Source organism: Mumia flava (genome assembly GCF_002797495.1).
Taxonomy (GTDB): domain Bacteria; phylum Actinomycetota; class Actinomycetes; order Propionibacteriales; family Nocardioidaceae; genus Mumia; species Mumia flava.
On record NZ_PGEZ01000001.1, the window covers coordinates 1116916 to 1142156 of the forward strand.

Annotated in this window: 19 protein-coding genes; 5 read left to right on the forward strand and 14 right to left on the reverse strand. The window is 72.7% G+C overall.

The window, feature by feature from the left end; all coding sequences use genetic code 11:
* Positions 1-64 precede the first annotated feature (64 nt).
* Entirely contained in the window at positions 65-1312 is a 1248-nt protein-coding gene (locus CLV56_RS05285; protein WP_100414497.1) for a ScyD/ScyE family protein, read from the reverse strand.
* Positions 1313-1510: 198 nt separating this feature from the next.
* Between CLV56_RS05285 and CLV56_RS05290 the strand changes: the two genes are divergently transcribed.
* Positions 1511-2668 carry an NAD(P)-binding class I SAM-dependent methyltransferase gene (locus CLV56_RS05290; RefSeq protein WP_100414498.1) on the forward strand — a complete coding sequence of 386 codons (1158 nt, stop codon included), beginning with the start codon at positions 1511-1513 and terminating at the stop codon, positions 2666-2668.
* A 96-nt stretch (positions 2669-2764) separates the two neighbouring features.
* On the opposite strand, the gene rfbC is transcribed toward CLV56_RS05290, so the two are convergent.
* Both rfbC and rfbG read right to left on the reverse strand, forming a co-directional pair.
* Positions 2765-3316 carry a dTDP-4-dehydrorhamnose 3,5-epimerase gene (gene rfbC / locus CLV56_RS05295; protein WP_039364431.1) on the reverse strand — a complete coding sequence of 184 codons (552 nt, stop codon included), beginning with the start codon at positions 3314-3316 and terminating at the stop codon, positions 2765-2767.
* Positions 3317-3363: 47 nt separating this feature from the next.
* Entirely contained in the window at positions 3364-4416 is a 1053-nt protein-coding gene (gene rfbG, locus CLV56_RS05300) for a CDP-glucose 4,6-dehydratase (RefSeq protein WP_039364429.1), read from the reverse strand.
* Between the two features lie 121 nt (positions 4417-4537).
* Between rfbG and CLV56_RS05305 the strand changes: the two genes are divergently transcribed.
* Both CLV56_RS05305 and CLV56_RS05310 read left to right on the forward strand, forming a co-directional pair.
* Entirely contained in the window at positions 4538-5917 is a 1380-nt protein-coding gene (locus tag CLV56_RS05305; protein WP_100414499.1) for a glutamate-1-semialdehyde 2,1-aminomutase, read from the forward strand.
* Positions 5914-6744 carry a glycosyltransferase family protein gene (locus tag CLV56_RS05310; protein ID WP_039364427.1) on the forward strand — a complete coding sequence of 277 codons (831 nt, stop codon included), beginning with the start codon at positions 5914-5916 and terminating at the stop codon, positions 6742-6744. The genes CLV56_RS05305 and CLV56_RS05310 overlap by 4 nt, the downstream gene beginning before the upstream one ends.
* A gap of 18 nt (positions 6745-6762) precedes the next feature.
* On the opposite strand, the gene CLV56_RS05315 is transcribed toward CLV56_RS05310, so the two are convergent.
* Positions 6763-7434 (reverse strand): PIG-L deacetylase family protein, encoded by a 672-nt coding sequence (locus CLV56_RS05315; RefSeq protein WP_245857625.1) that lies wholly within the window; start codon positions 7432-7434, stop codon positions 6763-6765.
* Positions 7435-7586: 152 nt separating this feature from the next.
* Between CLV56_RS05315 and CLV56_RS05320 the strand changes: the two genes are divergently transcribed.
* On the forward strand, positions 7587-9224 hold the full coding sequence (locus tag CLV56_RS05320) for a right-handed parallel beta-helix repeat-containing protein (RefSeq protein ID WP_211287982.1): 1638 nt from the start codon (positions 7587-7589) through the stop codon (positions 9222-9224).
* Positions 9221-9907 carry a phosphatase PAP2 family protein gene (locus CLV56_RS05325; RefSeq protein ID WP_039364424.1) on the forward strand — a complete coding sequence of 229 codons (687 nt, stop codon included), beginning with the start codon at positions 9221-9223 and terminating at the stop codon, positions 9905-9907. The genes CLV56_RS05320 and CLV56_RS05325 overlap by 4 nt, the downstream gene beginning before the upstream one ends.
* Here the strand turns inward: CLV56_RS05325 and CLV56_RS05330 are convergent.
* From CLV56_RS05330 to asnB, 10 genes are read right to left on the reverse strand one after another with little or no spacing between them, the layout of a single operon-like run.
* Positions 9859-11061: a polysaccharide pyruvyl transferase family protein gene (locus tag CLV56_RS05330; RefSeq protein WP_100414500.1), complete on the reverse strand. Its 1203-nt coding sequence runs from the start codon at positions 11059-11061 to the stop codon at positions 9859-9861. The two genes, CLV56_RS05325 and CLV56_RS05330, sit on opposite strands and share 49 nt — an antisense overlap.
* Positions 11058-11957 (reverse strand): glycosyltransferase family 2 protein, encoded by a 900-nt coding sequence (locus CLV56_RS05335; RefSeq protein ID WP_100414501.1) that lies wholly within the window; start codon positions 11955-11957, stop codon positions 11058-11060. Before CLV56_RS05335 ends, CLV56_RS05330 begins: the two co-directional genes overlap by 4 nt.
* Entirely contained in the window at positions 11954-13276 is a 1323-nt protein-coding gene (locus tag CLV56_RS05340) for an MATE family efflux transporter (protein WP_100414502.1), read from the reverse strand. Before CLV56_RS05340 ends, CLV56_RS05335 begins: the two co-directional genes overlap by 4 nt.
* A complete protein-coding gene (locus tag CLV56_RS05345) occupies positions 13273-14493 on the reverse strand; it encodes a glycosyltransferase (RefSeq protein WP_039364421.1) in 1221 nt (406 codons plus the stop codon). Before CLV56_RS05345 ends, CLV56_RS05340 begins: the two co-directional genes overlap by 4 nt.
* Positions 14490-15704: a hypothetical protein gene (locus CLV56_RS05350; RefSeq protein WP_100414503.1), complete on the reverse strand. Its 1215-nt coding sequence runs from the start codon at positions 15702-15704 to the stop codon at positions 14490-14492. The genes CLV56_RS05345 and CLV56_RS05350 overlap by 4 nt, the downstream gene beginning before the upstream one ends.
* Positions 15701-17491 (reverse strand): YveK family protein, encoded by a 1791-nt coding sequence (locus tag CLV56_RS05355; RefSeq protein WP_039364419.1) that lies wholly within the window; start codon positions 17489-17491, stop codon positions 15701-15703. The genes CLV56_RS05350 and CLV56_RS05355 overlap by 4 nt, the downstream gene beginning before the upstream one ends.
* Positions 17488-19053, reverse strand: coding sequence for a GumC domain-containing protein (locus CLV56_RS05360; protein ID WP_039364416.1), 1566 nt, complete (start codon positions 19051-19053; stop codon positions 17488-17490). The genes CLV56_RS05355 and CLV56_RS05360 overlap by 4 nt, the downstream gene beginning before the upstream one ends.
* Positions 19046-21115, reverse strand: coding sequence for an alginate lyase family protein (locus CLV56_RS05365; RefSeq protein WP_211287983.1), 2070 nt, complete (start codon positions 21113-21115; stop codon positions 19046-19048). Before CLV56_RS05365 ends, CLV56_RS05360 begins: the two co-directional genes overlap by 8 nt.
* Positions 21112-23289, reverse strand: coding sequence for a bi-domain-containing oxidoreductase (locus CLV56_RS05370; protein WP_039364413.1), 2178 nt, complete (start codon positions 23287-23289; stop codon positions 21112-21114). Before CLV56_RS05370 ends, CLV56_RS05365 begins: the two co-directional genes overlap by 4 nt.
* Positions 23290-23327: 38 nt before the next feature.
* On the reverse strand, positions 23328-25241 hold the full coding sequence (gene asnB, locus CLV56_RS05375; protein ID WP_039364410.1) for an asparagine synthase (glutamine-hydrolyzing): 1914 nt from the start codon (positions 25239-25241) through the stop codon (positions 23328-23330).

The window sequence follows — 25241 nt, forward strand, 5'->3', positions numbered from 1 at the left end:
AGGAACGCAGGCACGCGTGACGCCGGTGGGTGGGCCCGAGCCCGCCCACCGGCGTCACGTCAGCTCACCGGCGGTCGCCCTTGCCCGGGTCGCCCTTGCCGGGATCGCCCTTGCCGGGATCGTCCTTGCCGTGGTCACCCTTGCCGGGATGGTGGTGATGACGCTTCGCGCGGTACTTCACCAACGTCCCCTGCGGCGTCGGCTCGCCCCCGGAGAACAACGCCTCGAGCTCCGGTGCGTTCGCCGCCCAGACCGCGCCGGCCCGGTACTCCACCGCCGTCGCCCACGGCAACGGGGCGAACGGCCGCGCCGTGCGGTAGCCGCGCTTCACGACCGAGATCCCCTCGCCGAACAGCTCGGCGACGTAGATGTCGCCCTTCGGCGAGACGGCCAGGTTGGTGGCCCCGAAGAAGCCGCTCGCGACCTTGCGCGTGCGCCCGGTCCACGGGTTCACCTTGTAGACCGCGCCCCGCGCCCCGAGGCTCGGGTCCTCCGGACCGCCGGGGAGCAGGGAGACGTACAACCATCCGTCCGGACCCCACTCGACGTCGGTCGGGACCGGGTCGAAGTAGTAGTCGAAGCCGACCGCGCACTCGGGCAGACCGAACGCTCCGGCGAGCTCCGGCGTGATCTCCAGCGGCTGCGCCGGCATGAGGGCCAGCGTCCTGATGCGTCCGCTGCGGCTGATCCGCTGGATGGTGTTCGCGCCCGCATCGGCGACGAACGTGGTGCCGAACGGCCCCGCGAGCGTGGCGTACGGGTGCGGGTTCAGGTCCCCGCCGTACTGCGCCGGCGGCGGGCCCGACTCCGGGTTCTCCGGGTCCGGCGCCGGCCACTGCGCGATGCAGGCGTCGTCGAGGTCGCGCGCGCCGTAGACGACGTCGCCGTCCGGGTTCCTCGTGAGCTCGTAGGCGCCCGTGTCGGCGAGAACCTTCACGTTGCCGCGCCGGTCGACCGACTTGATCCCCGTGAAGCCGCCCGGGTCCTCGGGATCGCCGGAGAAGCCGGTCTCCGCGAAGGTCACCGTACGGCCGCGGACCGACACCCCACCGACCTCCGCTCCGTTCTCGGACCCGTAGACGACGCTCGGCGTCCCCTTCCTCGGGACCTTCATCAGCTGCCCGGCGAAGTTCTGGGACACGTAGGCGGTGCCGTCGCGCGCGACGGCGAAGCTCAGGGCGGTGAACAGGCCGTCGGTGACGGTCTTCGGCGACGGCGGGTGGTGGGACCCGTGTGCCGTGGCAGGCGCGGTCGCCAGGGCCAGCGACACGGTGGTCGCGACCCCGGCGACGAGCACGAGTGCTCGTCTCATGAATGTTCCCCCGATGACTTGGGGCCGCCCGAGATCAGCCGATCTGGAGCGACTCTGACACCAGATCGTGACGAAGGGGACAAACTTTCACATCGGGTACGAAGCGGTCGGAGACAACTTGCTGCGAAACCGGGACCCGGGTCGCATCCGCGCCACTACGCTGAGCGACGTCCAGCCCGCGCCGTACGAGGAGCTCCGATGTCCGCCGAGACCAGCCTGCCGAGTCCGATCGAATCCTGGCGCGACCGCTGGAGCGGCGAGCCTGGCGGCGTCGTCGTGCTCGACCTGGGGTCGCAGCCCGCCTCGGACCTGTTCCCCGCCCCCGACGACCCGCTGCCGGACCCCGAGTACCCGCTGCGGATGGTGATGAGCACCACCAGCGGGCTGCTCCAGCTGGAGGACGACCCGACCGAGCCCGAGGAGCCGCTGGGCGTCGAGCCGCGGGCGCTGGTCGAGCAGGCGGAGAAGTGCGTCGCCGACCTCACCGAGGCCGGGTTCGTCGTCGAGGGCACCCGGTTCGTGGACTACCCGAGCCCGCACGGCGGCTCGTGGACCCCGCAGCTCACCCTGCGCGGAGCGGAGAAGGTGGCGAGCGGGCCGGCCGACCTGGTCGTCGACGTCCACGGCATGATGCACGACCGCGACCAGCTGGCCGCCTTCCGTGAGCGGGTCGACCACCTCGACGACGACGGCGTGATCGCGTTCATGATCCACAACGTCGCCTCGATCGTGCGGGTCGGGATGTGGAACGCCCTCAAGAGCGGGCACTTCGCGTACTACTCGACGCCAGCGCTGGTCTCGATGGCGGCCGAGCTGGGCCTGACCGGCGTCGGCGCCTGGCAGTACCCGCTCTACCAGGACGGCACGACGATGCTCGTGTTCGCGAGGACCGGCAGCCGCTGGGGCGAGCAGGCGGCCTCGGTGACCGCGATGATCGAGCGCGAGACCGCCGAGGGGATCGACGATCCCGCGTACGTGGCGACCCTCGGCGAGGCCCTCGAGACCTCGGTGGCCGCGATCCGCGGCTACCTCGACGACGCCGCGAAGCAGGGACTGGTCGTCGGCGGGTACGGCGCCGCGTCGCGGACCTCGTCGCTGCTGCGCTCGGCCGAGGTGAACCCCGCGCTGCTCGCTGCGGTCGCCGATGCCGCGACCGGCAAGCACGGCCTGACGATGCCGACCACCCGGGTCCCGATCGTCTCGCCGCAGGCGCTGGTCGACCTGCGCCCGGACCGGGTGCTGCTGTTCGTCCCGGACCTGCTGCCCGAGGTGCGCAAGGCGATGCCGCAGATCGAGGAGAACGGCGGCCGGTGGGTCGTGATGGATCCGATGCCGCGCGAGATCGAGCCGGCCTGAGGGCGCGTCCGAGCGGGGCGTCTCGATCCTCGCTCCGCTCGGCCTCGACGAACGTAGGGACAGCGGCTCGGCCTCGACGAACGTACGGGGTAGGGCCTACTCCACGCCGAGGTAGCGCTTGTACTCCGCCCAGGAGACGCCGTTGCGGTCCCGCTCGCTCACGATCGTGATCGGGGCCGGCCACGGCACACCGATCTCCGGGTCGTCGAACGTCACCGTGGTGTCCTCGCCAGGACCGTAGAAGTCGTCGATCCGGTAGCAGAAGTCGGTCACCGAGGTCAGCGCCTGGTACCCGTGCAGGAACCCACGCGGGATGTAGACCTGGCGGTGCACCTGGTCGTCCAGCACGAACGTCCGCATCTCGCCGAAGGTCGGCGACCCGACCCGGGTGTCCACGACGACGTCCATCACGGCACCGTGCGCGCAGCGGACCAGCTTGGCCTCGCCCTTGTTCGAGCGGCCGTGCAGCCCGCGGACGACGCCCTGGTACGAGCGCGACTGGTTCTCCTGCTTGAACCCGGCGGGGTCGATGCCGGCGTCGGCGAGGATGCTCACGTCCATCGTCCGGGTGAAGTACCCGCGCTCGTCGCGGTGCGGCGTGGGCTCGAAGACGAGGAGCCCCTCGATGTCCGTCTCGATGACCTTCATGCGCGCCACACTAGAGCACGTCCACCCGTCGGGGCGGGGCGTTTGGCTCAGGTCGTCGCACGCTCGGCGAACGCGTCGACCTGGCGCTGCGTGACCTCGCGCGGGCCGGCTCCCGCGCGCACCTCACGCTCCCAGGTGACGGTGGCCGAGAGCGCCTCCCCGACCTCGTAGACCGGGCTCCAGCCGAGCTCCGCGTGGGCCTTCGCCGAGTCCAGGGAGAGCAGGCCCGCCTCGTGCGGACCGTGGTCCGGGGTCGTCTCCCAGCCGGCGCCGTCGCCCCACAGCGCCGCGGTCCGGTCGGCCACGTCTCCGACCGTGAGGACGTCGGCGGCCGAGGGCCCGAAGTTCCAGGCGGTGTCGTGGCGGTCGGCGTCGAGGTGCTCGGCGAGCGTGAGGTAGCCGTTCAGCGGCTCGAGCACGAGCTGCCAGGGCCGCACGGCCTCGGGGTAGCGCAGGACCGCCCGGCGACCCTCGGCGTACGACGAGATCAGCTCGGGCATGAGCGCGTCCGCGGTGGCGTCGCCGCCGCCGATGACGTTGCCGGCGCGCGCCGTCGCGACGGCGAAGCCCTCGCGCGGGAACGACACCGCCATCGCGTGGGTCAGCAGCTCCGTGCACGCCTTGCTCGCGCTGTACGGGTCGTCGCCTCCGAGCCCGTCGATCTCGCGGTATCCCCACGACCACTCGTGGTTGCGGTAGACCTTGTCGGTGGTCACGACGACGCACCGCTGCACCCGCGCCACGGACCGGGCGACCTCCAGCACCGAGAGCGTGCCGTCGACGTTGGACGAGAACGTCTCGGTCGGATCGTCGTACGAGGCGCGGACCACGGACTGCGCCGCGAGGTGCAGCACGACGTCGGCGCCGGACGCGGTCATCGCGTCGCGGAGCGAGCCCCGGTCGCGGATGTCGCCGACGACGTCGGAGGCGACGAGCTCGCGGAGCCCGGCTCGCTGGTACAGGAAGGTGTCGGGGGTGGCCAGGGCGTAGCCGTGGACCCGGGCACCGAGCCGGGACAGCAGCACGCACAACCACGCGCCCTTGAAGCCGGTGTGGCCGGTGACGAACACGTCGCGGCCCCGCCAGAAGTCTGCGCGCATGGCGGGAAGCGTACCGGCGCGCGGGGGCCGCTCGGCATGGTTTGGGAGCGTTCGCGCAAAAGTTCGCCAATCCGGCCCGACGTGCTCGCGACTCGGCAACAATCGTGGGCGAGGAGGTCCCATGGACGACGCTGAGGCAGACCTGTCGACGACCGCGCCGCGGTCCTTCGACCGCTCGAACGCCGCCCAGGCGCGGTTGCACGAGCTCGTGCCGGGGGGCGCGCACACGTACGCGCGCGGCTCGGACCAGTACCCCGAGCACATGACGCCGATCATCGAGCGGGGCGTCGGGTCGCGGGTGCGTGACGTCGACGGCAACTGGTACGTCGAGTACGGCCAGGCGCTGCGCGCGATCACGCTCGGCTACGCCGACCCCGGCGTCGTCGCGGCCGTCACCCGGGCAGCGCAGCAGGGCGTCGGGTTCGCCCGCCCCAGCATCACCGAGGTCGAGGCCGCCGAGGCCTTCCTCGCCCACGTGCCCGGCGCGGACATGGTGAAGTTCGCCAAGAACGGCTCCGACGCGACCACCGCCGCGATCAAGCTCGCGCGCGCGGCCACCGGCCGCGACCTGGTCGCCGTCTGCGGCACCCAGCCGTTCTTCTCCGTCGACGACTGGTTCATCACGACCACGTCGATGGGTGCCGGCATCCCTGCGCCGGTGCACGACCAGACCCTGAAGTTCCGCTACAACGACCTCGACTCCGTGCGCACCCTGCTCGAGCAGCACCCCGGCCGGGTCGCCGCGGTCATCCTCGAGGCCGCCACCGCGACCGCCGAGCCGGAGCCGGGCTTCCTCGAAGGGCTGCGCGAGCTCGCGGACCGCGACGGGTTCGTCCTCGTCTTCGACGAGATGATCACCGGCATGCGCTGGTCGGCCGGCGGGGCGCAGGAGGTGTACGGGGTCGTCCCGGACCTGTCGACCTGGGGCAAGGGCCTCGCGAACGGCTTCAGCATCGCCGCGCTCGCGGGCCGGCGCGAGCTGATGGAGCTCGGCGGCCTGAACACCGACGCGTCCCGGGTCTGGCTGCTGTCGACGACGCACGGCGGCGAGACCACCGGGCTCGCCGCGATGCTCGCGGTCTACGACGCCTACGCGCAGCGTGACGTCGTCGGCGTCATGGAGACGCAGGGCGAGAAGCTCCGCGAAGGGCTTCGCAAGGCGGCCGCCGACCACGGGTTGTCCGACCACATCCCGATCCTCGGCCGTCCCTCGTGCATGGTGTTCGGGACCAAGGACCACGAGGGCAAGCCCTCGCAGCCGTTCCGCACCCTGTTCATCCAGGAGATGCTCAAGCGCGGCGTGCTCGGACCGTCGCTCGTCGTCTCGGCGGCGCACGGCGACGCGGAGGTCGCCCACACCGTCGAGGCGGCGCACGGAGCGATGGCGGTCTACGCGCGAGCGGTGTCCGCCGGGAGCACCGACGGCCTGCTCGTCGGCCGCCCGGTCGCCCCGTCGGTCCGGGAGTTCGCCGCACCCCGACGTCTGGAGGTCGGATCGTGAAGGTCGTGCTGTTCTGCGGGGGCCTCGGCACCCGCATCCGTACCGACGGGAGCACGCTCCCGAAACCGATGACCCACATCGGCACCCGGCCGATCCTGTGGCACATCATGCGCTACTACGCCCACTACGGGCACAAGGACTTCGTCCTGTGCCTCGGCTACGGCGCGAACGTGATCAAGGACTACTTCCTGAACTACCGCGAGACGGCGTCGAACGACTTCGTGCTGTCCGACGGAGGTCGGCGCGTCGACATGATCGACACCGACATCAGCGACTGGACGATCACGTTCGTCGACACCGGCCACGAGACGGCGATCGGCGAGCGCCTGCGGCGCGTCCGCCCGTACCTGGACGGTGACGAGATGTTCCTCGCCAACTACGGCGACGGGCTCTCGGACGTCCCGATCAACGACCTGATCGCCACCCTGCCCGCGCACCACGCCGGAAGCCTGCTGGCGGTGCGGCCGCAGGACTCGTTCCACGTGGTCGGCACCGACGCCGACGGGAACCTCACCGGCCTGCTGCCGGTCGCCGACATGGACATGCGGATCAACGGCGGGTTCTTCGTGCTCCGCCAGGAGATCTTCGACTACATCGGCGAGGGCGAGGACCTGGTCATGCACGGCTGCGTCCGCGCCGCCGACGCGGGACGGTTCAGCGCGATCCGCTACGACGGCTTCTGGGCCTGCATGGACACGGTGAAGGAGCACACCTACCTCGAGGAGCTCAACCGCGGACCGTGCCCTCCGTGGAAGGTCTGGAAGCACCCCGGAGCAGCGGAGCCGACCGCCGCCGACCCGGTGCGGGCCTCGCTCCCGGGCGTCTGAGCCACGCCGATGAGCGGGTCAGCCGACGCTCGGGTCGATCAGCACCTTCGAGGCGTAGAAGCCCTCGGCGTAGCGGCTGCGGCACTCGACCCCGCGGACCCGCATGAGCCCGAGGAACAGCTCGTCGTCCCACCAGTCGCGCCCGGTCTGGCTCGGGTAGCCGGCGTGCAGCAGCTCGACCTTCCGGCGCGCCGTGGCCTCGTCGAAGCCGACGTAGTGCGTCGGCGCGGACAGGTCGCCGTCCCACTTCGGGATCTCGTAGTGCAGGACGAGGCTGTCGCGCCACACGGTGCTCGCCAGGCGGCCGACCAGCCGGTGGTCCTGGTGGGCGTCGTCGACCCTCGGGGCGAGCACCACGTCGGGACGGACGTGCTCCGCGACCTGCTCGAGATACTCCTTGACCTCGCCCCACACCGCCGGGAGCCGACCGTCGGGCAGCCCCGCGCAGTCCACCTTCGAGCCCGGCACGAACGAGTCCAGGGCTGCACGGGCCTCCCCCAGACGGTCCTCCGTCCCGGTGAGCAGGACCGCCCGTACGGTCACGTCGTCGCGCTCCGCCAGGCGCAGCAGCGTGCCACCGCAGCCGATCTCGACGTCGTCGGGGTGCGCCCCGAGGCAGACGACGTCCAGCGGACCCGAACCGAGCTCCAGACCGATCATCCGTGCTGCCCCCAGACCTGTGTGATGCACCGTCGACCCGACACCCTAGTCCAGCGTGCGGGGGCCGGGACGCGTTTGCACCGCACGGCGCTCGAGGCGTCCCGGCGGCGCTCGGTATCGTCTCTGACGAGCCCGGTGGTCGGTGCACCGCGGACCGTGCCCCAGGGGGAGGGAGCCACGCGATGTCTCGTCCGTTCTCGGGCGCCGGGATGCTGAGCCGGTGGCGTCCCGCCGTCGCCGCGCTGGTCGCGGTGGCGTCGGTCGTGATCCTCAGCGCTCTCGTGCTCGTCCGTTCCGCACCCACGCCGTCGGGCGACGCGGCCCTGTCCGCGGAGTCCGCGTCCGGCTCGGGCGCCTGGACGGGCGACGCAGCGCGGACCGTACGCGCGCCGTCGGGCACCGCACCGAAGCGCCCGATCGCCCGTCGGTGCGGTCGGGCCGGCAAGCAGGGGCCGTCGAAGCGTCCCACGGGCGCGCGGCGGGTGACGCCCGCGATGAACCTCCCACGGATGGCGGCGAACGCCCCGCGCGGAACCACGTTCTGGCTGACGCGCGGCACCCACACCCTGGGCAACGGCGAGTACGACCAGGTCCGGCCCCGTCGGGGACAGCGCTTCGTCGGGGCACCCGGTGCGGTGATCGACGGCCGGCGCACCAACCTGTACGCGTTCGGGGGCCGCGCTGAGAACGTGACCGTCGAGCACCTGACCATCCAGAACTTCGGGCGGGCCGGGACCACGATGAACGAGGGCGTGGTGAACCACGACGCGGCCCACGGCTGGCGGGTCCGCAACAACACCGTCCGGCGCAACGCCGGCGCCGGTGTGTTCGTCGGCACCGACAACGTCGTCAGCCGCAACTGCCTGGCGTACAACGGCCAGTACGGCTTCAGCGTGTACGAGCGCACCGGCGTGCGTCGCGTGAAGCTCACGTACAACGAGATCACCGGCAACAACACCCACGACTGGGAGCGCCGGCGCCCCGGCTGCGGCTGCACCGGCGGCGGCAAGTTCTGGGACACCCGGCGCGCCACGATCGTCGGCAACTGGATCCACGACAACCGCAGCGTCGGGATCTGGGCCGACACCAACAACACCGGGTTCACGATCCGACGGAACTACTTCGCGAGGAACGACGGTCCCGCGCTGATGTACGAGACCAGCTACAACGCGCGCATCGTCCGCAACACCTTCGTCCGCAACGCGATCCGGGACGGGCGCCGCGAGCGCGGCTTCCCCACCGCCGCGATCTACCTCTCCGAGTCGGGGTCGGACCCGCGTGCGGGCGAGCGGTACGGCCGGACGTTCCGGATCGCGGGCAACCGCTTCGTCGACAACTGGTCCGCGCTGATCGCGTGGGAGAACGCCGATCGCTTCGCCGGGTCGCCTGCCAACACCAGCAGCGACTACACCACGCTGGTCAACCCGCGGGTCGCGACCGTCAAGGCCTGCTCCGACCCGGACAAGATCGCCCGCAAGCCCTACTACGACGACTGCCGGTGGAAGGTCAAGAACCTCCTGGTCCACCACAACGTCATCCGCTTCGACCCGGCGAGGATGCCGGACGCGTGCCGGCCGGGCCGGGGGTGCGGATACGTGGGGCTGTTCTCGAACTGGGGCTCGTACCCGTCGTGGTCCCCGTACAAGGGCCTGTCGGTGGAGCGGGCGATCACCTTCCGGCAGAACAACCGGTGGGTGAAGAACCGCTACGTCGGACCGACGCGGTTCATGGCACGCGAGCTCTGGAAGACCGTGTCCTGGAAGAGCTGGCGCGCGGCGCCGTTCCGGCAGGACCGCGGGAGCGTCAAGGTCCGACGATGACCACCCCGGCCCGACCGGCGGCGGCGCGTGGGCGTGCCGCCGCGGCCTGCGCGATCGGGTGCGCGCTCGCGTTCGTCGTCCTCGCCACCGCCGTCGCGGCCGGCGCCACCCAGGGGGTCGACGACCGGGTCCGGCAGGTCTTCCGACCCGACGACGTGTGGGGCGTGACCCAGCTGCGCGTCGACGTGCTGGTCGAGGGGCTCCAGCCGCGCAACGCGCTCCTGGTCGCCGCGGTCGTGACCGTGGCTGCGGCCTGGGCGCAGCGTTCCTGGCGACCGGTCGGCCTCGCCGCGCTCGTGGTCGGTCCGGCCGGCGTGGTCGTGCTCGGCGTCAAGGAGCTGATCGAGCACCCGGACCCGCACGGTCTGACCCCCGGCTTCGGCGGCAGCTTCCCGTCCGGGCACGTCGCGGCGCTGCTGGTCTGCTCCGGGCTCGTCGTGCTGCTGCTCGGCCTCGGGTCCCGCTGGACGGCGTGGCTGGTCGTCGCGCTGCTCGGCGCGGCGATGGCGCTGGCGCTGCTGCTCCAAGCGGCGCACTGGGCCTCGGACGTGCTCGGAGGCGCCCTCGTGGGCGCGGCCGGGCTGGCGACGACCACGGCGGTGCTCGCCCGCCGGCACGACGCAGCGCGAGCGGGTCAGCGAGCCGCCGCGCCGAACACCTCGCTCGACAGCCGCTTCTCCTGATCGGCGAGCTCCGCGCCGAAGCGCTGCGCCGTCGCGTGCATCGCCGGGCGCACCTCGTCGGCGATCGCGCCCGCACGGGCCACCTGCGCCACGACGAGGTCGACGTCGAGGGAGTCCATGCGCTGGCTCAGCTCGCCCAGGCCGAACTCCTCGAGCACCCGGGCGTTCTTGCCCGCGTAGCCCAGCGACACCGTCGGGACGGCCAGCTTGAGCGCGCAGATCACGTTGTGGAAGCGGGACGCGACCACCACCCCGGCGCCCGCCATCTCGCCCATCAGCTCGGTGAGGGTCGCGGCGACGCTGGTCGTGACGCGTCCGTGGACCTCGGGGTGCTCGCGGACGACGCGCTGCTCGATCTCCTCGGCCAGCGTCAGGTCGGCGACGTCGCCGACGACCATCCGGACCGTACGGCCTGCGGCGACGAGGTCGGCGATCAGCCGCGTGGTGTCGACGACGTAGGCGCGCACCGCCTCGGGGCCGCGGGACCGTCCGTGGTCGGCCACCTCGTAGCGCATCACGCCGAGGACCACGAGGTCCGGACGCTCGCGCTCGACCGCCGGCGTCGGCAGGCCGAAGGCCAGGTCGGGATAGAGCCTGGCGTCCTCGCGGGCCGCGCCCATCGCGGCGACGGTCGCCCGCGAGGCCTCGTCGCGGTAGCTCACGTAGTCGGCGAGCCGGACGGTCCAGCGGTGGAAGAACCGGGTGGTGGGGTCGCCGGTGGGCTCCGCGCCGACGCTGACCAGCGCGAACGGCCGTCGTCGCAGCCGGCACGCCACCGCGGTGAGGAACAGCCAGTACGGCAGGCTCCACGGCTGGGTCAGCAGCGAGGTCTCGAGCACCCCCGTGCCCGGGACCGCGACGGCGTCGGTCCTCCCGACCAGGCGGAAGATCCGGGGTGCGTCGACCAGCCGGCTCAGCGCCTTGCGGACCGTGAGCACCGCCCCGCTGCCCGGACCCGGCCGGTAGGACATCAGCCGCACCGCCTCCACACCGTGGTCGCGCGTGACCTGGTCCGGCTCGGCCGCCAGGCACAGGATCTCCGCATCCGGGTGCTGCGCACGCAGGTAGTCGAGGAACGCCTCCAGCGTGCCCTCGTTGCCGATGTTGCCGATCCCGAAGTAGCCCAGCACCCCGATCCGCATCCGCCGGGTCACGACAGCTCCACCTGGTCCTCGACCGAGGCGCGCTTGCGCCGCGTCGTGAACAGGCTCAGGAACCACCGTCCGACCTCGCCGTAGCAGCGCAGGCGCTGCGTCCCGGTGAGCGGAGCACGCCAGATCCCGGACAGGAAGCCCGCGACGTACTCCGCGTAGATCCGCACGAGCGGGTAGCGCACCCGGTCGGCGTAGCGAGGGTCGAGCATCGCGGCCCGCGCGCGCCAGTCGCCCGCGCGGGTGGCCCGGCCGGGGTGGTCGCGCCGCAGGTAGAGCACCTCCGGAACCTGGTAGAACCGACCGTGCAGGGCCAACGCCGCGACCAGCGTCCGGTCCGAGTTCGGATAGCTCCCGTACGGCAGCACCCGGCGCAGCACGTCGGTGCGGATCACTCCGTAGTAGTCGTTGCCGCCCGGCTCGACCAGCAGGCTGCGCAGCCGTCGGGCCGGATCGGGGTCGTCGGTGCGGATCACGTACGGGGTCTGGAAGATGATCTCGCCGTGCTCGTCGATCACGGCGTCCCAGGCGTGCGCGAGCACGTGGTCGGGTCGCTGCTCGATCGCCTCGACGCACTTCGCCAGCAGCTCCGGGCGGTAGAGGTCGTCGTCGGAGGCCCACTTGAAGTAGCGGCCGCGCGCGAGCGACGGGGGCACGTTGTGGTTGGGCGCGGCCCCGATGTTGACCTCCTGGCGCACGTAGCGGATCCGCGGGTCGCGCGCGGCGTACTCCGCGCAGATCGCCGCGGTCGCGTCGGTCGAGGCGTTGTCGGAGATGATCAGCTCGAAGTCGGTGTAGGTCTGCGCGAGCAGCGCGTCCAGCGACTCGCGCAGGTAGTCCTCCCCGTTGTAGACGGGCAGGCCGACGGACACGGTCGGTGCCGCGCTGTCCGCGGTCATAGCAGGATCCTTTCCTCGGTCGGGCTCTCGGTGCTGAGCAGGGCCTGGGCGGCGAGGTGGTCGGTCAGCCCGCGGCGCAGCTGGACCCACCAGACGACCACGCCGACGGCGGCGGCGAGCCCGACGCCGATCGCCGAGCCACGAGCTCCGTCGAGGTAGGCGCCGGCCGCGCCACCGGCCAGGTAGAGGCCGGACCCGGTCAGCTGGGCGAACAGACTGCGCCGGGCCGCGCCGAGCGCACGCACGCCCGCCGTGGCGCCCACCTCGATCCCGCCCAGGACGAGACCGACGACCACGATCGGGAGCAGAGCGGCGGCCGGCTCCCACAGGTCGCCGAGCAGGAGCTCGCCGAGCCCGTACGGCAGCAGGAGCAGCATCGCGACGCCCCAGGCGGCGGCCGCGGCACCCTGCACGGCGCCGAGGCCCAGGCAGAACTGACCGAGCCGGTGAGGTGCCCGGCGGACCACGTGGGTCGCCTCGGGGACCGCCACCTGGCTCAGGCCCATGAGGATCACCAGGAACGGACCCATCAGCATCTCGGCCGCACGCAGCTCGCCGACCGCCGCCAGGCCCGCGACCGCGCCGAGGACGACGAACCGCAGCTGCCGGGCGAAGCCCATGCTGAGGTTCTCCAGGAGGTAGCGGGTCCCGAGGTCGCGGTGGTCGACCATCCAGCGCCAGAACGTCGACACCCGGGGCAGCACGCGGCTCTGGAGCAGACCGAACAGGGCCGCGAGCGTCGCGGTGCCGCCGAACGCCAGCACGCTCGTCTCGACGGTCAGGCGCCCGACCGAGTGCAGAGCGACGAGCGTGCCGATCAGGACGACGCCCCAGACGAGGTCGTTCACGAAGGCCTTCTGCGGCTTCCCGGAGGCGAAGAAGGCGAACCTCCACGCATCCTGGAGCATCAGTCCCGGCAGGCCGACCGCGAGCGCCAGGAACGCCGGTCCGACCGCCTCCGGCGCCACCAGGGCGACGCCGGCGCACGCGATGCCGCAGACCACGCCGACGACGAGGGCCGTCCCCGTCGCGGACGCGATCGCCGGCCGCAGCTCGCCGGGCGTCCGTCCGCTGTGGCGGACGACGAGCGGGTCCGTGGCGAGCCCGCGGGACGCGTTGATCACCACGCCGTAGGTGAGGTACGCGAGGCTGAACGCGCCGAAGTCCTCCGAGCCGAGCGACCGCGCGACCACGATCCCGAGCACGAAGTTGCTGAGGCTGGACACGGCCTGGTCGCCGATCCCCCAGCCGAGTCGCCGCAGCAGCGCGTACCCGCCGTTCTCGAGGCGGGTCGGGGCCCGGTGCCGGCCGGCGCTCACCGTCGGCTCCCGGCTCGGACCGCGCGGTTGCTCCGCGCGAAGTCGTACACGTCGAGGAGGGCACGCAGTCCTGCCTCGGGCGCGAACCGCTTCTCGTACGCGCCGCGCGCCGCCCGCCCGTACCCGGCGAAGCGGGCCGGGTCGTCGTCGACGTCGGCGAGCAGCCGGGCGAGGCCGGCGACCGACTCGGCCGGGTACAGCGCTCCGGTGCGGCCGTCGTCGACCAGCTCCGGGAACGAACCGCGGTCGGGGGTGAGGGGCGCGACACCGGCCGCCATCGCCTCCACGGCGACCAGTCCGAACGTCTCCTCCCACTGCGAGGGCACGACCGCGGCGAGCGAGCGGCCCAGCCGACGCATCGCCTCCGGGCGTGCCAGGAGGCCGAGGACGTCCACCGACCCGTGGCCGCGGGCCCACGTCCGCACGGTGTCCTCGAGCGGTCCGCCTCCGACCACGACGAGCCGCAGCCCCGAGTCCGGTCGCGCGGCACGGAACGCGTCCCAGGCACGCATCAGGAACGGCACGCCCTTGACGGCGTCCAACCGGCCGACGAACGCGACCGTACGGTCCCGGTCGCCCTCGCCGGCCGGCGCGACCGGAGGCTCCGGGACGTGGTTGTGCTTGACGAAGACCCGCTCGGCCGGGAGGTCGAGAGCCCGCATCGCGTCGCGCTGGGCCGTCGAGATGAACACGTACGCCGAGACCAGCTCGCGCCACGCGGTGCGGTGCGCGGTGAGCGAGAGGCTGACCGGGGCCGTGGCGATCCTCGAGCCGCGATAGCAGCCGTGGCGCAGCCCCGGGAGGACCGACCCGTCCGCGCAGGCGTGGCACACCGCGCCGTCACGGAAGAAGTCGCCGCTGGCGCACAGCAGCTTGTAGTTGTGCAGGGTCGCCACCACCGGCACCCCGGCGTCGGCGCACGCGTGCAGCACGCTCGGACTGAGCAGCGGGAAGGTGTTGTGGACGTGGACCACGTCCGGCCGTACCCGCGCGAGCAGGCGCCCCAGGTCGTCGCGGACCGGCCGGTTCCACACGCTGCGGTAGGGCAGCATCGCCTTGCGGGCGAGCGACCACCCGGCGATCTCGTCGCTCTCGCGCTGGAACAGCACCACCTCGTGCCCGGCCTCGGCCAGAGCAGCCGACTCCTGGTCCACGACGACGTTCTCCCCGCTCGGCGCCGCGGACCGGTAGCGCCCGTGCACCACGACGACCCTCATCGTGGCCCGCGGGGCTGGTAGGTGAGCAGGGAGGCGGCGATCGTGAGCTCGAGCAGGTACGGGGACGGGATCCCGAGGCCGGTCTCGGTGATGGACGCGATCATGCAGTAGACGACGAGGAACAGCGCGATCGCGCGGTGGGGTCCGCGCTCACGGGTCGCCGCCATCAGCAGGAGCAGCAGGATGATCACGACCTCGATCACGACGCCGAACCATCCCTGGTCGAAGAAGGTCGCGACCCAGTTGCTGTCGATCGGCAGGCCCTCGAACGACTGGTCCGACATGCCGGAGCCGAACAGGTCGCCGACGATCGAGCGCTGCTGGTCGACCACGGCCTCCCAGACCTTGGTCCGGCCGGTCAGGTTCCCGGCCTCCTCGGGCGTCTGCCCGCGCAGCGCCCAGCTCGTCAGCTGCGAGGCGAAGACGGTCGCCAGCAGGAGGACGGTCACGACCCCGAGCAACGACGTCCGCCGAACCCGGGCGTGACCGAGGAAGAGCGTCGCCGCGGCCAGCGTCAGGCCGACGCCGACGGCGAGCAACGCTGTGCGGGTGTGGGTGAGGATCAGGATCGCGCCGGTGACCGTCAGGGCGAACACGGCGTAGCGGCCGCTGATCAGCCGGCACAGCCACAGCAGCGCCGTCGTCCCGAACAGCACGGCGGCGTAGTGCGCCACCTGGGTCGGCCAGATCGGCCACAGCACGCCGGCCAGCCGGCCCTCGAACTCGAACGCCTTGCCGGGCGCGACCAGCGCACCGAGGACGACGGACGCGAGGACGGCCCACAGCCAGGTGCGGTGGCACCGCAGCAGGAGCATGTCGCGGCGGCCCCACCACGGTGTCAGCAGCCACAGCACGGCGACGAAGCCGAGCATCCGGACGGCGCGGAACGTGGAACCGACCATGAAGTCGTTGTGCAGGCTGACCATCAGCGCCACCACGGCCAGCAGCGTCACCAGCAGCATGAACATGTGTGGCCGGACGATCACGCGAGGGTTCGCCATCAGCGCGAACAGGAGCGCGAACGGGAGCGCGCCCATCGTGATCATCTGACCGAGCGACTGCGGCACCGGCACCAGCGCGACGCTGGCGTTGAACGACAGGACGTTGAGGATCAGCGCGCCCCAGGCCGCCAGGACCAGGACACCGCTGGCCCGCCAGTGCCGGGACTCCGCGGCGGCCCGGGACAGCGGGACGACCGCCGCTGGGCTCACCCGGTCCTCCGCTCGACGCCGGGCGGCTCGTCGGAGGCTCCTTCGCGGCCGATGCTCTCGTCGGTCGGGTCGCACCCGACCATGACGGCGAACGGCAGCTGCAGCCCGGCGGCGCGGACGAGCTCCGTGGTCGTCCGGAGGCGCTCGGCGCTCGACCTCCCCGTCGTCACGACCGGGATCGCCAGGTCCGCCCAGCTCGCGAGCGACTCGAGCCCACCGTCGGGCACCGTCTCGACGAGGGTCAGCGTGATCTCCGCGTCGTCCCACGCCGCCCGCCGCCGGTCGCCGGCCGGCAGGTCCCCGGCTCCGTCGAGCGGGCCGCGTGCGAGCTGCGCGGCGGACTCCGAACGGAACACGACCGGTCCCGGCGCCGCCTGCGCCGGCGACACGACTCCGTCCGATCGCGCGGCGTCCTCCTCCAGGTCGACCGCGGTCTGGAGGAGCTCCTCCGCCTCCCGCTCCGCGTGCGAGCGCAGCCGGAGCGCGGTCGCCAGACCGTTGTCGGTGCGCCGGATGGTCCCGTCGGCGAGCGCCTCCTCCTCCAGCGCGACGGCGGTCCGCAGCAGCTCCTCCGCCTCCTGCTCAGCGGCCTGGTGCTGCTGGCTGACCCGTCGTTCCTCCGCAGCCGCGCGGCGCTCGACGGCGTCCTCGAGGACCCCCGCCCTGCTGAGGTCGACCAGCAGCACCGCGGTCCCCCGCCGATGGAGGTCGACTCCGAGGGCGGCCACGAGGGCGACGGTGTCGTCGACGTTGTCCACGGCCGCGAGCGCCACCCGCAGCGGCCGCGTGGGCAGGTGGTCCAGGGCGTGCTCGAGGGAGTGCACGAGGAGCGTCGTCGCGTGCCGCGCCCGCCTCCCGTGCCACGGAGCCCAGCGCGACGCCGTGATCTCGCCGACGCCGATGCGCACCGGCACGCCGAGCGCGCGGGAGACGTCCTCGCGGCGGCGCAGGCGGTCGGAGGTGATCGCCACGGCGAGCACGAAGCCCATGCCGACCGCGACCCCGCCGACCATGCCCGAGAGCCCGGCCAGGGCCGTACGGCGCCGTGGGTGGCGCGGGACCAGGCTGGCCTCGTCCACGACCTGGCTGGCCTGCACGATGGAGGCCGACTGCAGCTGGGCGTCGGCGATCTGCTGCTGGAGCTGGCCGATCTGCTCGTCGGTCTGGGTCCGCTGCGTGAGCAGGTCCGCCGCCTGGCTGCCGCTGTCGGGCGTGGCGGAGACGACCTCGTACTGCTTCATGAACCGGTCGGACTGCCGCTGGAGGGTGTCGACCCGGTCCTGGTAGCCCTCCACCAGCGCGTCGGACTGCGCGACGATCTGGTCGGCGCGGAAGTCCATGAAGACCTCGGTCAGGGTCTTCGCCCGCAGCTTCGCGGTGGCGTCGTCGGCGGCGTAGACCGAGATCACCATCAGGTCGGAGGTGAGCGGCTCGGCCTTGATCGTCGCCTGGAAGTCCTCCGGGGTCATGTCGAGCCCGAGCTCGTCGATGGTGCGCGCGGCGACCGTCCGGGTCTGCAGCAGGTTGAGGTCGGTGGCCATCGCCAACGACGGCTCGACGGTGGCGTCGTGCTCGAGGAACACCGTCGTACGTCCTGCGCTCGAGGCCGGGACGACGACCGTGGCCGCGATCCCGAGGAGGAAGCCGACGACTCCGGCTCCGACCCACACCCGCCAGCGCCGCCGCAGGGCCGACCGCAGGTAGTGCAGGCTGACCAGGACCGACGAGGTGGCCCCCGGGACCGCCTCGCTGGGTCCCGGAGCCTCGTCGAAGCGGCGCCTGCTCACCGCTGTCCCCGGCGCAGGTCGGCGATGTCGCCGCGGGCGTCCCCGGACGGCACACCGGTCAGGCGGACCGGCAGCGAGGCCTGGATGGCTCGCTCGCGCTGCAGCAGCCGCCCGGTCGTACGGTCCAGGTCGTCGGGGTCGGCCACCACGATGCCGTCGATCCGGCCGCCGGCGTCGTCAGCCGTCATCGCGACGCGAGCCAGGTCCTCGGCGGTCGACGACCCGGCCGAGACCGCCAGCACCGTCGCGTCCGTCCCCGGTCGGCTGTCGAGGCGGGCGTCGCTGGGGTCGACGACGACCAGGACGACCGTGAGGTCGACCGACCGCTCGGCCAGCCGGTTGTCGGCCGTCAGCCCCTCGCGCAGCTCCTGCCCGGCGTTCTGCCCGATCATCGCCCAGAGCGTGGCCGCCGCGTCGTGTCCCTGTGCGGCCACGAGCTCCGTCTCGATCCCGATCGACGCGGCGTAGCTGGCGAGCAGCGGGCCGACCGCCAGCCCGCGCTGGTCTCCGGCGAGCGACAGGACGGTCAGGGATCCCGGGTGCGCCACCGGGGTGCGCCTGACCGCCTCGCTCTCGGCGTCGGGGTCCGCGAGGTGCCGCAGGACCTGACGGAGCGCCCACGAGTCGACCGTCTCCGGTGTGTAGTCCGACAGGAGCGCGCCCCACCCGGCGGCGTCGCGAGGACGGATCGTGTGCACGGAGCCGACCACGGCGGTCCCGATCGCATCGGCGATCTCGTCGCGGTAGCGCAGCCGCCGGTCGCGCCGGCCGAGCACGATCATCACGGTCGCTCCGAGCAGGAGACCGAGGAGGAGCCCCGCGGCCACGAGGACGCCGGCCCTGGCGAGCAGCGCCGGCCGCTCGGCGGGTGTCGCGTCCTGGATGATCGTCGCCGTCGAGCCGGTCTCGGTGGTCTCCAGCCGGTCGTTGACCTGGTCGATCTGGAGCACGAGGTTCGCCTGCTCCGCGGTCAGCTGGGCCAGGGCCGCCGCGTCGGCCTTGCCCTCCACGCTCGCCGGGTCCTCGGTCTCCCGCCGGGTCTTGGTCTCCTCGATCTGCTCGCTCACCTGCTTCAGGCTGGTGCGCAGGGTCTTGCGGCGGTCCTTCAGCGCGTCCCGCTGGACCTGCGAGAGCGTGTCGCTCGCGTCGTTGGCGTGCTCGACCTCGGACTCGGCGAGCGCCCGGGCGAGCGACTCGGCGTCCCCGGCCGACGGTGCCATCGCCGTGAACTCGAGCACGTCCCGGGTGGGGGCCTCGATGTCGACCCGCTTGGAGAGCGCCGCCACCGACTCGGGTGGCGTCAGGGAGCGGGCGACCGGAGCGAGCACCAGGTCGCTCCCGGCGACGCGGATCTCGGTCGCGACCTCCCGGCTGATCGGCTGGCCGGTCGCGTCCTTGGCGGGAGGGAGCAGCACCTGGCTCGTGCTGGCGTACATCGGTGGCTGGAGGACGACCAGTGCCAGGCCCGCCCCGGCGCCCAGCAGACCGGCGCCCAGCAGCGCCCCGCGGTGTCGCCGGAGTCCGGCCACCGCGGAACGCACGTCGAGTGCCTGCTCACCCATCGGACCTCCCCGTCGACGCCCTTCTCATCGAGGGTATTTCCGCAGACTCCTCGCCCGCAGGAATTGACCAGAATGTGTTCGGAAAGGCGAATCGCGTCGTGAAGGTCGTCGCCGACGAGACGCTGCCGCGACCGATCAGGGTCGTCGTCGGCACACGCTCGCCGAACCGCGGCGAGTACCACCCCAGGGCCGGGTCGGTCTCGCCTCGGTGCGCCGACCACGCGAGCTCCGCGGGCAGCGCCGCCTCGGCCGTGACCTCGCCGTCCGGCCCGCGCCAGCGCAGGACGGCGTACGTGGGCTCGAGCGCGACGTCGACCTGCGGGCCGAGGTGGAACGACACCCGCACCTCGTGGGTCTCGCCGGTCCGCACGGTGTCGGCGACGACCAGCTCGCGACGATCGTGGTCCAGCGTGACCGTCCGCTGGTGGATCACGCTGCCGTCGTGGCGCGCGTAGCCGGTGTGCCGCGCCGACCAGCGCTGGGTCCGACCGCCCAGGTCCACCTCGGTGGTGGTCGTCTCGGCCTGCGCCGCCCACATGAACGGGCCGGCCTCGACCGACTGGTTCGCGCCGTCGACCAGCACCGTGTTGTGCGCCGACGTGCCCCGGAAGTAGCTCCGCCACTGCGGCTCGCCGTGGTAGCAGTACGTGCCCGGGTCGACGAGCACCTCCACCCCGTCGTGGCGCACCTCGACCGCCAGCGCGTCGGCGTGGCCGTGCGCGGCGATCGCGAGGAAGCCGTGCGGCCCGCCGTCGCAGCGGCACCAGATCTCGGGTCCTTCGGCCGGGTCGGTCCGCAGCACGACGATGCCGGCGTCGTCGAACACGTCCGGCCTCCGCTCGGGCCGGTCCGGCACCACGCGGCTCACCGCCAGGGCGCCCAGGGCAGCAGCGGCGACGCCGGGGCGGACGGCGGGCCACCACGGTCGCGCCCCGAGCACGGCCGCGCCCCACCCGAGCATCGCACCCCACGGATCGGACGCCGGGTCGTCGAGCACCAGACCGCGCCCCTCGTCTCCGTCGCCCTGCCGGGGCGGCGCCCCCGTCACGTCGACGACCGCCGCGGCCGCGTCCAGCGACGCCGCGAGCAGGCGCCGGGTCCCGTCGCCCAGCGGCGCGGCGGCGACGTCGGCCTCGACCAGCGCGAGCAGGCCGAGCTCGGTGACGAACCGGTGGTAGTCGGTGGCCAGCTCGCGGTTGATCCCGGAGTCGAAGGTGTTCGCGGCGAGCTCGCGATCGAGGCCGGCACGCGCGTCGTCACGCCAGCGCTCGCTCTCGTCGAACCACGCGAAGGCGCACGCCGCCACGAGCCGGCCGACCTCCTCGGCGATCACGTGGTTGTTCGCAGACGAGCCGTGGCTGCGGAAGGCCTCGAGGTACTCCTGGTGCCAGCGGATCTGGTGCAGGGCCTGCGGGTTGTGCTCGAACAGGTCTCCGGCACCCTCCCAGGAGTCCAGCAGCCGGCGGATCCAGACCCAGCTGATCAGCCGCACGCCGACCTCGATGCCGCTCGTCCAGTGGATGCCCGAGAGGTACGGGTTGGCGGACCACCACGACCGCAGCTGCGCCGCCACGGTCTCGGCGTAGCGGCCGTCGCCGGTGAGCCAGTACGCGCTCGCGAGGACGGTCAGGTGGTGGTGCCGCGAGATCTCCCACACCGCCTTGACGTTGCCGGTGACGGCCTCGTCGCGGTGGTCGATGCTGAAGGCGTACGGCTCGGCAGGGGCCCGCCGGCCGGTGACGGGGTCGTGGAACCAGTCCGGGTCGGCGATCGCGGGGCACGGGGTGCCGAGCACGTCCCAGCGGCCCTCGAGGATCGCGTCGGCAGCCGCGAGCGTGGCGGCCCGAGCACCGGGGTCCACGTCGTCGCGAGCGCTGTCCGGAAGCCTCGAGGCGAACGAGCGCTCGGGCCGGAGCCCCGCCGGCGTGCCGGCCGCGTCACCGGGCCGGACCTGCCGACGCCGCCAGGCCGTGCGCCGGCCGAGGTCGCGGACCCGCCCCGCGACCTCCGTCGGCGACATCCGACGCAGCCGTGCTGCGTACCACCCGAGACTCCTGCTCACAGCGCGACGGCCTCCTGAGTCCGCAGGCTGGTCTCCACCGCGAGCGTCGCCCGGGTGGTCGCGACCAGGGAGTCGAGTCCGATCGGCATCGGCGCGCCGGTCCGGACGGCCTCGACGAACGCGGCGAGCTGGGCACGCTGGCCCTTGTCCTGACCCGCGAGCGAGCGCTTGGTGTCCTTGCCCTTGCGCCCCCACACGGTCGCGCGGGCGAAGTTGTCCAGCCGCGCGTTGCGACCACCGCCGGACACGTCGAGCGTCTCCTTCGGGAAGCGGCTGTCGCCGCCGGTCGCGTACGTGATCGTGCCGAGCGACCCGTCCGCGTAGGTGAGCATCACGTGCAGGTCCCCGCCGCCCGGGGTCTGGCGCGCGACCACCTCGACCGGCGCGGAGCCGATCCAGGCGCTGAGCGTGTCCACGAAGTGCCCGCCCTCACCGACGAAGCGCGACCCCTCGAGGTCGTCGTTGAGGTACCAGCTGCCCGCCTCGAGCGCGCCGGCGTTGACCAGGTAGCGCGCGCTGACCGGGCCGCCCGGATCACCGAACCGCTCGCGCAGGTCCGTGAGCATCGGCGCGAACCGCCGGTTGAAGCCGACCATCAGGCGGTCGTTGCCGGTCCGTTCGACCGCGTCGACCACGCGATCGAGCTGGTCACCGGTGATCGCCAGCGGCTTCTCCACGAAGACCGCCTTGCCGGCCTCCAGCGCACGACAGACCAGGTCGGCGTGCGAGTGGTGCCGGGTGACCACGAAGACCGCGTCGAGCGAGTCGTCCTCGAGGACGCTCGCGTCGTCGGTCGAGGCCGTGGCGAAGCCGAACTTGCGCTGGGCGTTGACGGCGGACAGCGACCGGGTGGTGGCGACGCAGACCAGGCGAGCCGCGTCGTTGCGTGCGAGGTGCGGCAGCAGCATCGACGACGCGTAGTTGCCGGCCCCGACGAACCCGATCCGCGCGACGTCTCCTGAGCCGCGGGCCGGCCGCGGGGCGCTGGGGGTCGTCACGGTCCGCGTCTCACGCTCGACCGGCGCCGCGGCGCCACCGGCCGGCTCCGGGTACTCGAGCAGGAACCCGACCCCCTGGACGTCGCCCGTGCGCAGCCCGTCGTACAGCGCGCCGGCCTCCCCGATCGGATGGATCCCGGAGACCAGCGACGCGACGTCCAGCGAGCCCGCGGCGATCAGGTCGAGGAAGCAGCCGAGGTTGCGGCGCTCGGTCCACCGGACGTACCCGGCCGGGTAGTCGATCCCCTCCAGCTCGTACCGGTCGTCGTAGCGGCCCGGGCCGTAGGACCGGGAGAAGACGACGTCGAGCTCCTTCTCGTAGTAGTCGTTCCACGGCAGGTCGAGCTTGGTCTTGCCGATGTCGACGACCCGCGCGCGATCCCGCGCGACCCGCGCGGCGAGCTCGACCGGGCCGTTGGTCGCGCCGCCGGCCGACAGCAGCACGTGGTCGGCGCCGAGACCGCCGGTCGCCCCCCGCAGGGCCGCCTCCACGTCCGCGGCGCCCTGGGGATCAGGCCCGGCAGCGAGGATCGCGCCGGCCTTCTCCGCCATCCGGCAGCGGGCCTCGACGGTGTCCACGCCGACGACCTGGACCCCGGCCGCGACCAGCAGGCGGACGACGAGCTGACCGACCAGGCCGAGCCCGATCACGCACGCCGTCTCGCCGAGCTGCGGCTCGGCCCGGCGTACGCCCTGCATCGCGATCGCGCCGACGGTCGCGAACGCCGCATGCTCGGGTGCGACCCCGGCCGGGACCTTCACGCACAGGTTGGTCGGCACCCAGTTGACCTCGGCGTGCAGCGCGAACTCGTTGCCCGCCGCGGCGACGAGGTCACCCACCGCGAACTCCTCCGCGCCGTCGCCCACCTCGACGACGACGCCGCACACCGAGTAGCCGAGCGGGGTGTAGCTGTCGAGCTTGTTGATCGCCTTCTTGTACGTCGCGACCGGTCCCTGCTGTGCGACCGAGTCGACCAGCTTCTTGACCTGGTCGGGACGGGCCCGGGCCTTGCCGACGAGCGACAGCCGCGCCTCGGTGACCTTCATCATCTCGGTGCCGGTCGAGATCAGCGAGTACAGGGAGCGCACGAGGACGCCGCCGGGCTTGCACGCCGGCGTCGGCACGTCGAGCACCGTCAGCTCGCCCGACTTGTAGTTCTGAGCCACCTGGAGCATGTCGTCTTTCCTTCGTTGCGACGGGGCCGTGCCCCGGGTCAGGCCGCACCGACGCCGGCGGCGCGGGCGTTGCGGTACCACAGCTCGAGACTGAGGAGCTGCCAGATCTGCTTGGAGGTGTCGCGCCGTCCGGAGCGCTGGTCACGAACGAGCGCGTCCAGCGGATCACGGCGGAGGAACCCGCTGCCGACCAGCTCGCCGCCGAGCAGGACGTCGTCGACGAGCTCGCGCAGGTCGTTGGTCACCCAGGCCCGCAGCGGCGCGCCGAACGACGCCTTCGGGCGGTCGATGATCTCGTCGGGGATCCACGCGCGGGCCGCCTGCTTGAGCGCGGCCTTCTGGGTCCGGCCCGAGATCTTCGCGTCGCCGGGCAGGGAGAACGCCGTGCGGAACACCTCCGGGTCCACGAACGGCACCCGGACCTCGGTCGACGCGGCCATGCTGGCGCGGTCGGTGTAGGTGAGGTTGAGACCGGCCATGAACATCCTGCTGTCCGCGAGGCACATCCGGCTGACCCGGTCGGTCAGGTCGTTCTCGGAGTAGACCGCACGGTGCTGCGCGACGACGTCGTCGACGTGGTGCGCCAGGCGCGGGTCGAGCAACCCGACCAGCTCGTCGGCGTCGTACATCGTGTAGCTGCGGCGGAACGCCTCCTCCTCCTCCAGCTCGGCGAAGGTCAGGAAGCGCTGGGCCCACCGCACGGTGCGGAGGCCACGTCCGCCGACGGCGACCGGCAGTCGCGACACCACGGGCTCGATCAGACCGGAGCGCAGCGGGCGCGGGACCCGCTGGTAGCGCTCGCCGATCAGGCAGGCGAGGTGCTTGCGGTAGCCGCCGAACAGCTCGTCGGCACCCATGCCCGACAGCAGGACCTTCACGCCGGCCTCGCGCGCGGCATCGCACATCAGCAGCGTGTTGATCGCGGCCGGGTCGCCGATCGGCTCGTCCAGGATGTCGACCATCCGCGGCATCAGGTCGACCACGTCCGGAGAGATCTCGATCTCGTGCAGGCGGATCCCGAGGTGGGACGCCATCTTCCGGGCGTACAGCGCGTCGTCCGGCATCGCCTCCATCCGCTGGTCGGACGCGCGGAACGCGATCGTGTACGCCTCGATCCCCGGGTCGTGACGGTGCGCGAGCGCGGTGATGATGCTCGAGTCGAGACCGCCGCTGAGGAAGGACGCCACCGGCACGTCGGCGACCAGGTGCGCCTCGACCGACTCCTCGAGCGTGCGCCGGACGTCGCGGGTGGGCCCGGCGGCCGCCTCGGACGCCACCGCGGAGGGGTCGAAGAACACGCCCCCGTCCGTCGTACCGTCCGGGCGGTAGCGCGTCCACGTGCCGGGGGTCAGCTTCCGCACGCCCCGTACGGCCTCGAAGTCCTGGGGGATCCAGTAGTAGAGCATCGACGCGACCATCCCCGCCGGGTCGATGCTCAGCTCCGGCCCGACGGCGGCGACGATCGCCTTCAGCTCGGAGGCGAAGACGACGCCGTCGCCGCGGCGCATCGTGTAGAGCGGCTTGATCCCGAGCGGGTCGCGGGCCAGCGTGAGGCAGCCGGTCCGCTCGTCGTGCAGAGCGAGCGCGAACATCCCGCGCAGCCGCGCGAAGCCCGCGTCGCCCCAAATCCGCCAGGCCTCGAGCACGACCTCGGTGTCGGAGCGCGTCACGAACCGGACGCCACGACCCTCGAGCTCACGGCGCAGCTCGAGGTAGTTGTAGATCTCGCCGTTGTACGCGAGCGTCAGGCCGTCCTTCACCATCGGCTGGTCAGCGGCGTCGGAGAGGTCGATGATCGACAGCCGGCGGTGCGCCAGCGCCGCCGACACCTCCGGCAGGACGATCTCCCGCAGCCCGCAGGCATCCGGACCTCGGTGCGCGATCCGCTCCGACATCACACCGGCGAGGACCTTGCCGTCGGGCTGCTGGTAGGCGCCTGCCACGCCGCACAC

Coding starts and splice junctions, on each gene's coding strand:
- rfbG (WP_039364429.1), bottom strand. CDS start 4,416: ATGCGCGCAGACTTCTGGCGGGGCCGCGACGTGTTCGTCACCGGCCAC.
- rfbC (WP_039364431.1), bottom strand. CDS start 3,316: ATGAAGGTCATCGAGACGGACATCGAGGGGCTCCTCGTCTTCGAGCCC.
- CLV56_RS05360 (WP_039364416.1), bottom strand. CDS start 19,053: ATGGGTGAGCAGGCACTCGACGTGCGTTCCGCGGTGGCCGGACTCCGG.
- CLV56_RS05325 (WP_039364424.1), top strand. CDS start 9,221: ATGACCACCCCGGCCCGACCGGCGGCGGCGCGTGGGCGTGCCGCCGCG.
- CLV56_RS05290 (WP_100414498.1), top strand. CDS start 1,511: ATGTCCGCCGAGACCAGCCTGCCGAGTCCGATCGAATCCTGGCGCGAC.
- CLV56_RS05345 (WP_039364421.1), bottom strand. CDS start 14,493: ATGAGGGTCGTCGTGGTGCACGGGCGCTACCGGTCCGCGGCGCCGAGC.
- CLV56_RS05335 (WP_100414501.1), bottom strand. CDS start 11,957: ATGACCGCGGACAGCGCGGCACCGACCGTGTCCGTCGGCCTGCCCGTC.
- CLV56_RS05370 (WP_039364413.1), bottom strand. CDS start 23,289: ATGCTCCAGGTGGCTCAGAACTACAAGTCGGGCGAGCTGACGGTGCTC.
- CLV56_RS05285 (WP_100414497.1), bottom strand. CDS start 1,312: ATGAGACGAGCACTCGTGCTCGTCGCCGGGGTCGCGACCACCGTGTCG.
- CLV56_RS05305 (WP_100414499.1), top strand. CDS start 4,538: ATGGACGACGCTGAGGCAGACCTGTCGACGACCGCGCCGCGGTCCTTC.
- CLV56_RS05320 (WP_211287982.1), top strand. CDS start 7,587: ATGTCTCGTCCGTTCTCGGGCGCCGGGATGCTGAGCCGGTGGCGTCCC.